This is a genomic window from Pseudomonas gingeri (genome assembly GCF_013385425.1).
GTDB lineage: Bacteria > Pseudomonadota > Gammaproteobacteria > Pseudomonadales > Pseudomonadaceae > Aquipseudomonas > Aquipseudomonas gingeri_D.
Genome location: NZ_JACAQA010000019.1, coordinates 179,144 through 193,253 on the forward strand (window position 1 = coordinate 179,144; position 14,110 = coordinate 193,253).

Annotated in this window: 15 protein-coding genes; 8 read left to right on the top strand and 7 right to left on the bottom strand. The window is 60.6% G+C overall.

Going from position 1 to position 14,110, the window contains the following annotated elements:
- Nucleotides 1-224 precede the first annotated feature (224 nt).
- A complete protein-coding gene (locus HX830_RS22805) occupies nt 225-767 on the top strand; it encodes a hypothetical protein (protein ID WP_152741342.1) in 543 nt (180 codons plus the stop codon).
- A gap of 63 nt (nt 768-830) precedes the next feature.
- Here the strand turns inward: HX830_RS22805 and HX830_RS22810 are convergent, their stop codons facing one another.
- Both HX830_RS22810 and HX830_RS22815 read right to left on the bottom strand, forming a co-directional pair.
- A complete protein-coding gene (locus HX830_RS22810) occupies nt 831-2,048 on the bottom strand; it encodes an argininosuccinate synthase (RefSeq protein ID WP_100944481.1) in 1,218 nt (405 codons plus the stop codon).
- A 129-nt stretch (nt 2,049-2,177) separates the two neighbouring features.
- Nucleotides 2,178-3,101, bottom strand: a complete 924-nt coding sequence (locus HX830_RS22815) for an OmpA family protein (protein WP_177102766.1) — start codon at nt 3,099-3,101, stop codon at nt 2,178-2,180.
- Between the two features lie 158 nt (nt 3,102-3,259).
- Here HX830_RS22815 and pyrC point away from each other — a divergent pair, with 158 nt between their 5' ends.
- On the top strand, nt 3,260-4,306 hold the full coding sequence (gene pyrC / locus HX830_RS22820; protein WP_177102768.1) for a dihydroorotase: 1,047 nt from the start codon (nt 3,260-3,262) through the stop codon (nt 4,304-4,306).
- On the top strand, nt 4,303-4,980 hold the full coding sequence (rnt, locus tag HX830_RS22825) for a ribonuclease T (RefSeq protein WP_103494165.1): 678 nt from the start codon (nt 4,303-4,305) through the stop codon (nt 4,978-4,980). Before pyrC ends, rnt begins: the two co-directional genes overlap by 4 nt.
- A gap of 76 nt (nt 4,981-5,056) precedes the next feature.
- Here rnt and HX830_RS22830 read toward each other — a convergent pair whose 3' ends face one another.
- Nucleotides 5,057-5,659 carry a peroxiredoxin gene (locus HX830_RS22830; RefSeq protein WP_103494166.1) on the bottom strand — a complete coding sequence of 201 codons (603 nt, stop codon included), beginning with the start codon at nt 5,657-5,659 and terminating at the stop codon, nt 5,057-5,059.
- A gap of 287 nt (nt 5,660-5,946) precedes the next feature.
- On the opposite strand from HX830_RS22830, the gene HX830_RS22835 reads away from it, so the two are divergent.
- Entirely contained in the window at nt 5,947-6,165 is a 219-nt protein-coding gene (locus HX830_RS22835) for a bacterioferritin-associated ferredoxin (RefSeq protein WP_103494167.1), read from the top strand.
- Between the two features lie 200 nt (nt 6,166-6,365).
- The gene (bfr, locus tag HX830_RS22840; RefSeq protein ID WP_152740902.1) at nt 6,366-6,836 is read left to right on the top strand and encodes a bacterioferritin; all 471 of its coding nucleotides are present in this window, start codon (nt 6,366-6,368) and stop codon (nt 6,834-6,836) included.
- Nucleotides 6,837-7,020: 184 nt separating this feature from the next.
- Here bfr and grxD read toward each other — a convergent pair whose 3' ends face one another.
- The 3 genes from grxD to HX830_RS22855 form a co-directional block, all read right to left on the bottom strand.
- The gene (gene grxD / locus HX830_RS22845; RefSeq protein WP_103494169.1) at nt 7,021-7,362 is read right to left on the bottom strand and encodes a Grx4 family monothiol glutaredoxin; all 342 of its coding nucleotides are present in this window, start codon (nt 7,360-7,362) and stop codon (nt 7,021-7,023) included.
- A gap of 109 nt (nt 7,363-7,471) precedes the next feature.
- A complete protein-coding gene (locus HX830_RS22850; RefSeq protein WP_177102770.1) occupies nt 7,472-9,577 on the bottom strand; it encodes a molybdopterin oxidoreductase family protein in 2,106 nt (701 codons plus the stop codon).
- 135 nt (nt 9,578-9,712) lie between these two features.
- Nucleotides 9,713-10,003 carry a hypothetical protein gene (locus tag HX830_RS22855; RefSeq protein ID WP_103494171.1) on the bottom strand — a complete coding sequence of 97 codons (291 nt, stop codon included), beginning with the start codon at nt 10,001-10,003 and terminating at the stop codon, nt 9,713-9,715.
- 419 nt (nt 10,004-10,422) lie between these two features.
- On the opposite strand from HX830_RS22855, the gene argF reads away from it, so the two are divergent.
- Together argF and HX830_RS22865 are read left to right on the top strand one after the other, a co-directional pair.
- Entirely contained in the window at nt 10,423-11,343 is a 921-nt protein-coding gene (gene argF, locus HX830_RS22860) for an ornithine carbamoyltransferase (protein ID WP_152740904.1), read from the top strand.
- On the top strand, nt 11,340-12,389 hold the full coding sequence (locus tag HX830_RS22865; protein WP_152740905.1) for an ABC transporter ATP-binding protein: 1,050 nt from the start codon (nt 11,340-11,342) through the stop codon (nt 12,387-12,389). Before argF ends, HX830_RS22865 begins: the two co-directional genes overlap by 4 nt.
- A gap of 13 nt (nt 12,390-12,402) precedes the next feature.
- On the opposite strand, the gene ybaK is transcribed toward HX830_RS22865, so the two are convergent.
- Complete coding sequence (gene ybaK / locus HX830_RS22870; protein ID WP_103494173.1) at nt 12,403-12,873, bottom strand: Cys-tRNA(Pro) deacylase; 471 nt, start codon at nt 12,871-12,873, stop codon at nt 12,403-12,405.
- A 372-nt stretch (nt 12,874-13,245) separates the two neighbouring features.
- Between ybaK and HX830_RS22875 the strand changes: the two genes are divergently transcribed.
- Entirely contained in the window at nt 13,246-14,097 is an 852-nt protein-coding gene (locus tag HX830_RS22875; RefSeq protein ID WP_103494174.1) for an MIP/aquaporin family protein, read from the top strand.
- Nucleotides 14,098-14,110: the final 13 nt, after the last annotated feature.

Sequence of the window (14,110 nt, forward strand, 5' to 3'; positions counted from 1 at the left end):
CAGGAAATGGACTACACCCCGCCAAGAACGCTTACCTTCAATTCTACAAGCATCGCCCGAAAGCCCCCCCCTCTGACTTGATCCTTTCCTGGCGGGCTGCAAACTCGATACTTGCTGACTCACTTCAAGACCTTCGAACACCACCCAATCGTTTATTCAATTCCTAACATCGAATGACATTAGCAAAGGTCTATCCTACGACTCGGACGAGCAGGCCATATATAATGAACGACCACACCTTCAAAAAGCATCTCAGCCCACACAAACCTCTGGATCTTGACCTGGATCTGGCCATAGACGACTTCCTCAAACGCGGCGGCACCATTGATCGCGTGCAAGGCCCGGTCTGCGAGCAAGCACCGCCGGACACTGGTGATCACGCCCCCACATCGGAGGAAGAGGAACAGGAAAGAGCCCGCAAAACCGAACTGCTGCGCGAGCTGATTACCAAAGGAGCGGGCATCTGCGCCCTGCAGTACTCGCTCAAGATGAACAAGAACGAGATAAAGCGCATGGCCCGGGAAAACGGTCTGAAGATCGTCCAGAGCCGCTCGCTGCACCTCACTCGAAAATGCCGGGCGTCGCACTCCGCCACCGCGGAGTTCGCCCAGGATGCGATAGCCGGACATGCCATGCACTATTGCGCGCTCGGTTACACCGCCATCGAAATCGCACAAAAACTCGACCTGACCGTGCGCCAGGTCTGCGAACTCGGGAAAAACTACCGCTTCGAACTCAATCACCGCAACGACCATCGGGATGAATAATACCGTCCCGGCGGCAAAAAAAAGCCCCGGCCAGTGGCCGGGGCTTTTCAGGGCAACAACCGATCAGAACAAGCGACGGCCTTTGTTCGCCGCAATGCGCATGCGCAGCGCATTGAGCTTGATGAAGCCGGCCGCGTCGGCCTGGTTGTAGGCGCCGCCGTCTTCTTCGAAGGTGGCGATGTTGGCATCGAACAGCGACTCGTCGGACTTGCGGCCGGTGACGATGACGTTGCCCTTGTACAGCTTCAGGCGAACCACACCGTTCACGTGGGCCTGGGAAGCATCGATCATCTGCTGCAGCATCAGACGCTCAGGGCTCCACCAGTAGCCGGTGTAGATCAGGCTGGCGTACTTGGGCATCAGCTCGTCTTTCAGGTGAGCGACTTCGCGGTCCAGGGTGATCGACTCGATCGCCCGGTGCGCGCGCAGCATGATGGTGCCGCCCGGGGTTTCGTAGCAGCCGCGGGACTTCATGCCCACATAACGGTTCTCGACGATGTCCAGACGACCGATACCGTGTTCGCCACCGATACGGTTCAGGGTCGCCAGCACGGTGGCCGGGGTCATTTCGACGCCGTCCAGCGCGACGATATCGCCGTTGCGGTAGGTCAGTTCCAGGTACTGCGGCTTGTCAGGCGCGTTCTCCGGGGAGACGGTCCAACGCCACATGTCTTCTTCGTGCTCGGTCCAGGTGTCTTCCAGCACGCCGCCTTCATAGGAAATGTGCAGCAGGTTGGCATCCATCGAGTACGGGGATTTTTTCTTGCCGTGACGCTCGATCGGGATGTTGTGCTTTTCAGCGTAATCCATCAGCTTTTCACGGGACAGCAGGTCCCATTCACGCCACGGAGCAATGACTTTCACGCCGGGCTTGAGGGCGTAGGCACCCAGTTCGAAACGGACCTGGTCGTTGCCCTTGCCGGTAGCGCCGTGGGAAATGGCGTCGGCGCCGGTTTCGTTGGCGATTTCGATCAGGCGCTTGGCGATCAGCGGACGCGCAATGGAAGTACCCAGCAGGTACTCGCCTTCGTAGACGGTATTGGCACGAAACATCGGGAACACGAAATCGCGCACGAACTCTTCGCGCAGGTCGTCGATGTAGATCTCTTTCACGCCCATGGCTTGCGCCTTGGCACGTGCAGGTTCGACCTCTTCGCCCTGACCCAGGTCAGCGGTGAAGGTCACCACTTCACAGTTATAAGTATCCTGCAGCCACTTGAGGATCACCGAAGTGTCCAGGCCGCCGGAATACGCCAGAACGACCTTGTTTACGTCGGCCATGCCATCACTCCACGGGGTTGTACGGAAAGGCGTCGATTCTAACGCTCAAACCGGTGGATTTACAGAGGCGCGACAGCTTAGGACGGCAAAGCGACAGATAATGTCGAGGCGGCGACGAAAACAGCCGCTTCAGGAGGTCTTCGCGGCACTCGCCGCATTGGCGACAGGCGCGGGAGCAGGAGCCGGCGCGGACTTCTCGGCGACCGGGACACGCTCCAGATGGATATTGACCCGGCGATTCTTCGCCCGGTTGGCCGCACTGTTGTTCGGCACCAGCGGATAACGTTCGCCGTGGAAGCGCATGACAATCTCCGATTCGGGGATGCCATTGGCCTTGAAGAAGTCCATCACCGCCAGCGCCCGGCGGCGTGACAGGTCACGGTTGGCCAGGCGATTGCCGGCATTGTCGGAGTGCCCGTCGAGCTCGATATGGTTGACGGTCGGGTCGGCCTTGATGAAGTCGAGCATCACCTGCAACTCGGCCTTGGCCTGGGCATCGAGGTCGACGCCGGTGCCGGGAAAACCGATCTGCGCCTGTTTCACTTGCTCGAAATTCTTCGGCAGCAGTTTCGCGGTGCACTCCTGGTAGTCGCTGTAGGCCTTGCTGAACTTCACCGGCAGCAGGCGTATTTCCGAAACGCCACCGTCTCTGGAGTAGTGACGAACCAACGGGCTGCGGCCCTCCATCAGGCCACTGACCAGACGCCCGGCCTGGCCCTGGGAGCTGTTAAACAGCACATCGCCACTGCCGATCTGCACCGAGCCCAGGTTGATGTCGCCGCGCCCCGGCTGCCACGGTGCCGCAGCGGCCAGCAGGGTCGCCGAACCGCCACCGAGTACGTGGTTGTAGGATTTCAGGCGAAAGATCACCTGCTCGCCGGCCCGGCGCACGAACTCACCGGCACCGAAGTCGGTGATCGGCTGGCTCAGCCGACACTCGAACTTGTCCCCTTCCACCTTCCACTCGATGCTCTCCAGACGGGTCTGGAAAGTCATGGCCATGGCGGGCAGGCTGGCGAACATACTGAGCAAGGCTAAATAACGCTGGCGCACGGGAGGCTCCACTGAATGTCTACATCGTCAAGACAGGCATGCCGATTCCACGCCCTACCTCTGTGGTATCGGTTGCCCGTGGCAAAACTTGATAGCGAGTGCCTGAGGCCGTCTTTTCCGGTAGCATTCCCTTCAGTTCGACCCGCCTGGAATCCCCAATGTCCGACCGCCTGACCCTGCTGCGTCCCGACGACTGGCATATTCATCTTCGCGATGGTGCTGCGTTACCCCACACTGTCGCGGATGTTGCGCGCACCTTCGGCCGCGCCATCATCATGCCAAACCTGGTGCCACCGGTGCGCAACGCCGCGGAAGCCGACGCCTATCGCCAGCGTATTCTCGCCGCGCGCCCGGCCGGCAGCCGCTTCGAACCGTTGATGGTGCTCTACCTCACCGACCGGACCCAGCCCGAGGACATCCGCGCCGCCAAGGCCAGTGGTTTCGTCCACGCCGCCAAGCTCTACCCGGCCGGCGCGACCACCAACTCGGACTCCGGCGTCACCCGCATCGACACGATCTTCCCGGTCCTGGAAGCCATGGCCGAAGTCGGCATGCCGCTGTTGATCCACGGTGAAGTCACCCGTGGCGAGGTCGATGTGTTCGACCGCGAAAAACTCTTCATCGACGAGCATATGCGCCGCGTCGTCGAGCGTTTCCCGAGCCTGAGGGTGGTGTTCGAACACATCACCACGGCGGATGCGGTGCAGTTTGTCAGCGAGGCCCCGGCCAACGTCGGCGCGACCATTACCGCCCATCACCTGCTGTACAACCGCAACCACATGCTGGTGGGCGGTATCCGTCCGCACTTCTACTGCCTGCCGATCCTCAAGCGCGGCACGCACCAGGAAGCCCTGCTGACGGCGGCGACCAGCGACAATCCGAAGTTTTTCCTCGGCACCGACTCGGCGCCCCATGCCCAGCACGCCAAGGAAGCCGCCTGCGGTTGCGCCGGCTGCTACACCGCCTATGCCGCGATCGAGCTGTATGCCGAAGCCTTCGAACAGCGCAATGCGCTGGACAAGCTCGAAGGTTTCGCCAGCCTGCATGGCCCGCGCTTCTACGGCCTGCCGGCGAACACCGAACAGATCACCCTGGTCCGTGAAGAATGGACCGCCCCGACCAGCCTGCCATTCGGCGAGCTGTCAGTCATCCCGCTGCGCGCCGGTGAAAAACTGCGCTGGCGCCTGCTGGAGAAAACGCTGTGAGTGAAGAGCATTTCGACGACGAACAAGAAGGCAATGGCGGCGGTACCGGTTCCCGGCACCCGATGGCCGCGCGCTTTCGTGGCTACCTGCCGGTTGTCGTCGATGTCGAGACCGGAGGTTTCAACGCCGCCACCGACGCCCTGCTGGAAATCGCCGCGACCACCATCGGCATGGACGAAAAAGGCTTTGTGTTCCCGGAGCACACCTATTTCTTCCGCGTCGAGCCGTTCGAAGGCGCCAATATCGAAGCCGCTGCCCTGGAGTTCACCGGGATCAAGCTCGATCACCCACTGCGCATGGCGGTCAGCGAAGAAGCCGCACTGACCGACATTTTCCGTGGTGTGCGCAAGGCCCTGAAGGCCAACGGTTGCAAACGCGCGATCCTGGTCGGTCACAACAGCAGCTTCGACCTGGGCTTCCTCAACGCCGCCGTGGCGCGGCTGGACATGAAGCGCAACCCGTTCCACCCGTTCTCCAGCTTCGACACCGCCACCCTCGCCGGCCTCGCCTACGGCCAGACCGTATTGGCCAAGGCCTGCCAGGCGGCCGATATCGACTTTGACGGACGCGAAGCCCACTCGGCCCGCTACGACACCGAGAAGACCGCCGATCTGTTCTGCGGCATCGTCAACCGCTGGAAACAAATGGGTGGCTGGGAAGACTACAACGACTGATCCGGTCGACGAAGCAATCCCCGCCCATAAAAAAACCGGTCATCAAGACCGGTTTTTTTATGCATGAAGCTGGCGCTTACAGCTTGCCGGCGTTCTCGGTCAGGTACTTGGCAACGCCTTCTGGCGAAGCGTCCATGCCCTTGTCGCCTTTTTTCCAGTTGGCTGGGCAGACTTCGCCGTGCTCTTCGTGGAATTGCAGGGCGTCGACCAGACGAATCAGTTCTTCCATGTTACGGCCCAGCGGCAGGTCGTTGATGATCTGCGAGCGGACAACGCCCTTGTCGTCGATCAGGAACGCGCCACGGAAGGCCACGCCGCCTTCGGACTCAACGTCGTAGGCCTTGGCGATGTCGTGCTTCATGTCGGCAGCCATGGTGTATTTGACTTTGCCGATGCCGCCGTCATTGATGGCGGTGTTGCGCCAGGCGTTGTGGGTGAAGTGCGAGTCGATCGAAACGGCCACGACTTCAACGTTGCGCGCCTTGAAATCGTCCATGCGGTGGTCCAGGGCGATCAGCTCGGACGGGCAGACGAAGGTGAAGTCCAGCGGGTAGAAGAACACCAGGCCGTATTTGCCTTTGATGGCCGAGGACAGGGTGAAGCTTTCAACGATTTCGCCATTGCCCAGTACGGCAGGGACGGTGAAGTCGGGGGCTTGTTTGCCTACGAGTACGCTCATTGGATATCTCCTGGTGTTGATGCGGTAAAGAACAAGGTCCAGCCCAGCCTGCCATAAGCAGACGACAAGACTGTGACGTGACCTACCTTCCTAAGGACCGACCATCATACACCGCGTTTTTCGACTGTCCCCAACGCTTTTTACAAACTCGCCCGCCAAGGCGGTGACACCGTTCGTCAGACAAGCAGCGCGCGGACAAAAGCTTTACCGAAAGCACTTTGACAATCATTCTCGTTAACATTAAGATCCAGCGCAATCGAGCCTTAATCAGCGATGGTTCTCACCTTATGTATGTCTGCCTCTGCACTGGCGTCACCGATGGGCAAATCCGCGAAGCGATTTATGAAGGTTGCTGCAGCTATCGCGAAGTGCGACAAGCCACCGGCGTGGCCAGCCAATGCGGCAAATGTGCGTGCCTGGCCAAGCAGGTGGTGCGCGAGACCCTGACCGAGCTGCAAAGCCAGCAGGCGGCGATCCCTTACCCGGTAGAATTTTCCGCCGCGTAAAGAACGAACTTTAAAAGAGCCGGACCTCGCGTCCGGTTTTTTTATGCCTGTAATTCAATCGCTTAGGACTAAGACGCGGAACACAAACATTCTTATTCCGATTAATTTTTATATATGATTCAACAACTTAGGTTTGACACTCGAAGTTGCCGGGATCAAACTCTGCCTTATAGTCAGTTATTACAGGACAGGTCCACACCATGAAAGGCGATATCACGGTCATCCAGCATCTCAACAAGATCCTTGCCAATGAGCTGGTCGCGATCAACCAATACTTCCTGCACGCACGCATGTATGAAGACTGGGGCCTGAACAAGCTGGGCAAGCACGAGTACCACGAGTCCATCGACGAGATGAAGCACGCGGACAAGCTGATCAAGCGCATCCTGTTCCTCGAGGGCCTGCCCAACGTGCAGGACCTGGGCAAGCTGCACATCGGCGAACACACCAAGGAAATGCTCGAGTGCGACCTGCGCATCGAACGCAGCGGCCATGCCGACCTGAAAGTGGCCATTGCCCACTGTGAAGCCACGGGCGACTTCGGCAGCCGCGAACTGCTGGAGGATATCCTCGAATCCGAGGAAGAGCATATCGACTGGCTGGAAACCCAACTGGGCCTGATCGACAAAGTCGGTCTCGAGAACTACCTGCAGTCGCAAATGGGCGAATAAACAGCGCCCATTAAAAAGCCCCGCCTTCTTGTTCAGAGTGCGGGGCTTTTTTACAGGTGCCGAATAAACAAACACCTATCCCTGTAGGCACTGGCTTGCCGGCGATGAGGCCCGTAAGTCTTGTATCGATCTTGCGGACGTCATCGCCGGCAAGCCGGCTCCTACAGGATTGCGTGCAATCGACTCAGGCTTCGGTCTTGGCCGCTGCCGCTTTGGTCGCTGCATCCTTGACCAGGGCCTGTAACTCACCGTTGGCGAACATTTCCGCCATGATGTCGCTGCCGCCGACCAGTTCGCCACCGACCCACAGTTGTGGGAACGTCGGCCAGTTGGCGTACTTCGGCAGGTTGGCGCGGATTTCCGGATTCTGCAGGATGTCCACGTAGGCGAACTTCTCGCCACAGCCCATCACGGCCTGCGCGGCCTTGGCGGAAAAGCCGCACTGTGGAGCATTCGGCGAGCCTTTCATGTAAAGCAGAATGGTGTTGTTGGCAATCTGCTCTTTAATCGTTTCGATGATATCCACAAGGCACCTCTTCTGAACTTTCCGACTCTGTTGTCGGCACGGTGAGGCATTGTAACGGAAAGCCGAGCGTGGTGCTCGGTCTGCCCGATATCCGCCACCATGGCCGTTGTCAGGCCGCCGCCACCGTGACTGGCACGCCGTTCAGCGCCGCGTTGCCAGACAAGACGTCCAATTGGCGTTCATCGGTCAGGTCGTTGGCGCTGGAGCCCGGCTGGCCACTGGCAATCGCCATCTTCACCCCGGGCCGCGCATGCCCCCAACCATGGGGCAGGCTCACAACGCCAGGCATCATCTCCAGGCTGGCGAGCACCTCCACCTCGATCATGCCGACCCGCGAGCTGACCTGCACCCGCTGCCCATCCTCGAGACTGCGGCTGGCCAGGTCATCGGGGTGCATCAGCAGTTGATGGCGCGGCTTGCCCTTCACCAGGCGGTGATAGTTGTGCATCCACGAATTATTGCTACGTACATGCCGGCGGCCGATCATCAGCAACTCCCCGACTTGTGGTGCCTGTTGCGCGGCGAAGCGAGCGAGGTCGGCGAGGATCACCGCCGGCGCCGCCTGGACCCGCTGCCCGGGCGTCTTGAGGCGTGGCACCAGGTTCGGCTTGAGCGCGCCGAGATCGACGCCATGGGGAAAGTCCTCCAGGGTCTTGAGCGACAGCTGGTGCGACGAGGCATCGCCATACAGCCCCATGCGCAAGCCCATGTCGATCATCTGCGCCGGGGCCATGGTCGGCTTGAGCACCTGGCCGGTCAGGCTGGAAAACGCCTTGGCCAGGCCGACAAAAATCTCCCAGTCGTGCAACGCACCGGCAGGCTTGGCCAGGATCGCCTTGTTGAAACGGCTGACGTTACGCACCGCGAACATATTGAAGGTGGTGTCGTAGTGATCGTTTTCCAGGGCCGAGGTCGACGGCAGGATCAGGTCGGCATAACGGGTGGTTTCGTTGATGTACAGGTCGATACTGACCATGAACTCCAGGCCGTCCAGTGCCTGCTCCAGTTGCCGGCCATTGGGCGTGGACAACACCGGGTTGCCGGCGATCGTCACCAGGGCCCGCACCTGCCCTTCCCCTTCGCTGAGCATTTCCTCGGCCAGGGCCGACACCGGCAATTCGCCACTGTACTCCGGCAGCCCGGACACCCGGCTCTGCCAGCGATTGAAGTGGCCGCCGGAGGTCGAGGCCACCAGGTCCACCGCAGGCTCGGTGCACAAGGCCCCACCGACCCGATCGAGATTGCCGGTCACCAGGTTGATCAACTGCACCAGCCAGTGACACAAGGTGCCGAACGACTGGGTCGAGACGCCCATCCGTCCATAGCAGACCGCCTTGTCCGCCGCGGCGAAGTCCCGGGCCAACTGGCGGATCTGCGCCGCCGGCACCGCACACAGCGGGCTCATGGATTCGGCGCTGAAACCGGCCACGGCCTGGCGCACTTCATCGAGGCCGTCCACCGGCAAATGGCTGGCACGCGTCAGCCCTTCAGCGAACAAGGTATTGAGCAGGCCGAACAGCAAGGCCGCATCCCCGCCCGGACGCACGAACAGGTGCTGGTCGGCCATGGCCGCCGTTTCGCTGCGCCGAGGATCGACCACTACGACTTTGCCGCCCCGGGCCTGGATCGCCTTCAGGCGCTTTTCCACATCCGGCACGGTCATGATGCTGCCGTTGGAAGCCAGTGGATTACCGCCCAGGATCAACATGAAATCGGTGTGATCGATATCCGGAATCGGCAGCAACAGGCCATGGCCATACATCAGGTGGCTGCTCAGGTGGTGCGGCAATTGATCGACGGAGGTCGCGGAAAAACGATTGCGGGTTTTCAACAGGCCGAGAAAGTAGTTGCTGTGGGTCATCAACCCATAGTTGTGCACACTGGGGTTGCCCTGATAGATCGCCACGGCATTCTGGCCATGCCGGGCCTGGATCGCCGCCAGGCGTTCGGCCACCAGGGCAAAGGCCTCATCCCACTCGATCGGCAACCAATCGCTGCCCACTCGACGCATCGGCTGGCGCAGACGATCCGGATCGTTCTGGATATCCTGCAGCGCCACCGCCTTGGGACAGATATGCCCGCGACTGAAGGTATCCAGCGGATCGCCCTTGATCGAGGTGATCTGCACCGACGCTTCGGTGGTGGTGGTTTCGATGGTCAGGCCGCAGATGGCCTCGCACAGGTGGCAGGCACGGTGGTGGAGAGTCTTGGTCATGGCCAGTCTCTGTCTTGTTCAAGGCAACCCGGATCGGTTGCGAGAACAAAACTATGGCCCTACGCCGGGCAGCATGCCAGCGACGTTCATCTTGTGAATCGGGGGGCATCAGGCCTGCCGATGGCAGCCCTGAAATCAGGCCGAGGGCAGCATGGGAGCAGGTTGCAACTGGATCTCCTCAATCGTCTCGAGCTGCTCCTGGCCCATATGGACCCCGGTCAGCTCGCCGATCAGGCGCCAATGCTCGTCGAGACCGGAACTGATGGTCGCCATGCGATCGATCATCCGACGACCGGCCGCCCGGGTCACTTCATCTTCGCTGCGCAACAACTCGAACGACATCGAGGTCACGGAGGCGGTCATATGGGTCAGTGCCTGCGCCGTCAGCTTCAGCAATTCCATCAATTGTTGCTCTTTCGATTCCATTCCAAAGCCTCCATGTGTCCGCGGTGACACATTTTACAACCTAGCGGATTAGTTTAGGAAATGTTTCCACACCGGCCATCTTGCACGCCAATACCCCGCCCGGACAGTCAGAAAGCGACCAGGACCCGCCTGCGCCCGTCGCCCTCGATTGCCAAGGGTTCCGGGCACAGTGTACAAAGACCCGCTGTCGCCAGTGGGCCGGCGTGTATCGGACAGGGAAAAGGTCATGCCCAGCAGGACGATGCAGACCTCAATCGCCCTGAAACCAAGCCTCCTATTGGTAACACGCGACATTTTCTTATACGATCGCGTCTTCCCCTATTTCGTCGCCCCGTGCGGCTTACGCCGCAGGTCTCGCCCGTTTTTCCGTAAAACCCGGCTTTGAGTATCTGCGGTCTGTTGCAAAAAGGTAGTTAATGATGAGCGCAAGGCACTTTCTCTCCCTGATGGATTGCACGCCCGAAGAGCTGGTCAGCGTGATTCGTCGAGGCATCGAGCTGAAGGACCTGCGTGACCGCGGCGTACTCTTCGAGCCACTCAAGGGTCGAATTCTCGGGATGATTTTCGAGAAGTCCTCGACGCGCACCCGCGTCTCCTTCGAAGCCGGCATGATCCAGCTGGGCGGCCAGGCGATTTTCCTCTCGCCGCGCGACACCCAACTGGGCCGGGGCGAGCCGATCGGCGACAGCGCCATCGTCCTGTCGCGCATGCTCGATGTGGTCATGCTCCGCACCTTCAAGCACAGCACCCTGACCGAGTTCGCCGCCAACTCCCGGGTCCCGGTGATCAACGGCCTGTCCGATGACCTGCATCCCTGCCAGTTGCTCGCCGACATGCAGACGTTCCTCGAACATCGCGGCTCGATCCAGGGCAAGACCGTGACCTGGATCGGCGACGGCAACAACATGTGCAACAGCTATATCGAGGCGGCCATCCAGTTCGACTTCCAGCTGCGGGTCAGTTGCCCCGAAGGTTATGACCCCAGCCCGGCGCTGCTGGCCCAGGCTGGCGAGCGGGTCCGACTGGTCCGCGATCCACGTGAAGCGGTACGCGGCGCGCACCTGGTGAGCACCGATGTCTGGACTTCCATGGGCCAGGAAGAAGAAACCGCCAAGCGCCTGGCCCTGTTCGCGCCCCTGCAGGTCACCCGCGAACTGCTCGACCTGGCCGCGCCCGACGTGCTGTTCCTGCACTGCCTGCCGGCCCACCGGGGTGAGGAAATCAGCCTCGACCTGCTCGACGACCCGCGTTCGGTCGCCTGGGACCAGGCCGAGAACCGCCTGCATGCACAAAAGGCCCTGCTCGAATTCCTGGTTGCGCCGGCGTATCGCCCTGCATGAGTCATTCGCCGCTGTTGAACCTGCATGACCTGGCCTGCGGCTATCAAGCGCAACGGGTCGTGCAGAACCTCAACCTGCACCTCAACAGCGGGGACATCGGTTGCCTCCTCGGTGCGTCCGGGTGCGGCAAGACCACCACCCTGCGAGCCATTGCCGGTTTCGAGCCGGTGCACGAGGGCGAAATCCAGCTGGCGGGCAACGTCATCTCCCGCGCCGGTTTCACCCTCGCGCCGGAGAAACGCCGGATCGGCATGGTGTTCCAGGACTACGCGCTGTTTCCGCACCTGAGCGTCGCCGACAACATCGCCTTCGGCATTCGCCTGCACCCGCGCAAGACTCGGATCACCGAGGAAATGCTCGAGCTGGTCAACCTCAAGGGACTGGGCAAGCGTTATCCCCATGAACTCTCCGGCGGCCAGCAACAACGGGTGGCCCTGGCCCGCGCCCTGGCGCCGGAGCCGCAACTGCTGTTGCTCGACGAGCCGTTTTCCAACCTCGATGTGGAGTTGCGGCGCAAGCTCAGCCAGGAAGTCCGGGATATCCTCAAGCAGCGCGGCACCAGCGCGATCCTGGTGACCCACGACCAGGAAGAAGCCTTCGCCGTCAGCGACCAGGTCGGTGTGTTCAAGGAGGGCCGTCTGGAACAGTGGGATACGCCCTACAACCTTTATCACCAACCGCAGACGCCTTTCGTCGCGAGCTTTATCGGCCAGGGCTACTTCATTCGTGGGCAGCTGAGCAGCCAGGAGTCAGTGCAGACCGAACTGGGCGTGCTGCGCGGCAATCGGGCCTACGCCTGGCCGCTGGGCGGTGCAGTGGATGTGCTGCTACGGCCGGATGACATCGTCCATGCCCCGGACAGCGCGCTGAAGGCCACGGTCCTCGGCAAGACCTTCCTCGGAGCCTCGACCCTGTATCGCCTGCAACTGCCCAGCGGCAGCCAGCTGGAATCGATTTTCCCCAGTCACGTCGATCACCTGCCGGGAACATCGGTAGGTATTCGCGTGACAGCCGAGCATCTGGTGCTGTTCCAGCCCGCCGCGTAGACCGTGAGCGGGATCAGGCGCGGCCGATATCGGCGAACTTCGCCTGGGTATGCTCGGCCAGCACCGCCGGCGCCAACTCAACTTCCAGGCCACGACGGCCGGCACTGACGAAAATACTCGCGAAGGGCTGCGCGCTCTGGTCGATAAACGTGCGCAAGCGCTTCTTCTGCCCGAGCGGGCTGATCCCACCCAGCAGATAGCCGGTGGCCCGCTGGGCCGCCGCCGGATCCGCCATCTCGACCTTCTTGGCCCCCGCCGCCTGGGCCAGCGCCTTCAGGTCCAGACTTCCGACGACCGGCACTACCGCCACCAGCAATTCGGCCTTTTCCGTACTGGCGAGCAGCGTCTTGAACACCTGCGCCGGAGCCAATCCCAGTTTTTCCGCAGCCTCCAGACCATAAGAAGCGGCTTTCGGATCGTGTTCATAACTGTGTACGCGATGTTCGGCACGAACTTTTTTCAGCAGGTCCAATGCGGGGGTCATGGCAGGTCCAGTCGGCTCGAAAGACAGGCGTGGATTTTAGGCTATTCGCAACGAAAAGGCTCTATGACAAGCCAAGCCTCAAGATTTTCCTAGGCTAACCAGAGCCAATAAATGCGTAAAAAACACCTTGATCCTACATACAAATCATCCTCATTTACGCAGCTATTCCCCAAAAAGTGGACTATCGTTCATTTTCGACCTTTGATATCAGCGTTTCTTGTCTATATTTTTTCGAAACTGAAGATTACAGTCCTACACTCAGCAGCAACGAGCGGTAAGCCGAAATCAGAGATGGGGATTCCTGAGCTTCGGTGCAAGTCCACGTCCGTCATTGGGACGGACGTCTAACAACAACAAAAATCGAGGTGTCCAATGAGTACCGCTTTGAAACAACCATCGCTCTCGGGCCAATGCATCGCCGAATTCCTCGGCACCGCGCTGTTGATCTTTTTCGGCACCGGCTGTGTTGCCGCGCTCAAGGTCGCGGGTGCCACCTTTGGTCTGTGGGAAATCAGCATCATCTGGGGCATGGGCGTGAGCATGGCGATCTACCTGACCGCCGGCGTTTCCGGCGCTCACCTGAACCCGGCCGTGAGCATTGCGCTGTGCCTGTTCGCCGATTTCGATAAACGCAAACTGCCGTTCTACATCCTTGCCCAGGTCGCCGGGGCCTTCTGTGCCGCCGCGTTGGTTTACACGCTCTACAGCAACCTGTTCTTCGATTTCGAACAAACCCACCATATGATCCGCGGCTCCCAGGCCAGCCTGGAACTGGCATCGGTGTTTTCCACCTACCCCAACCCGGCCCTGAGCACTGCCCAGGCGTTCCTGGTGGAGGTGGTGATCACCGCGATCCTGATGGGCGTGATCATGTCCCTGACCGACGACAACAACGGCCTGCCCAATGGCCCGTTGGCCCCACTGCTGATCGGCCTGCTGATCGCCGTGATCGGCAGCGCGATGGGTCCGTTGACCGGTTTTGCGATGAACCCCGCGCGGGATTTCGGCCCCAAGCTGATGACCTTCCTCTTCGGCTGGGGTGATATCGCCTTCACCGGCGGACGCGACATTCCGTACTTCCTGATTCCGATCTTTGCACCGATTGTCGGTGCCTGCCTGGGCGCCGTGCTGTATCGCGGGATGATTGCCCGCCATCTGCCCAGCGCCCAACCCGCACTACAGGAAGAACCCGCGACCGCGGCCAAAAAGGTCCAGGCTTCCTGAAACACCTGCAAGA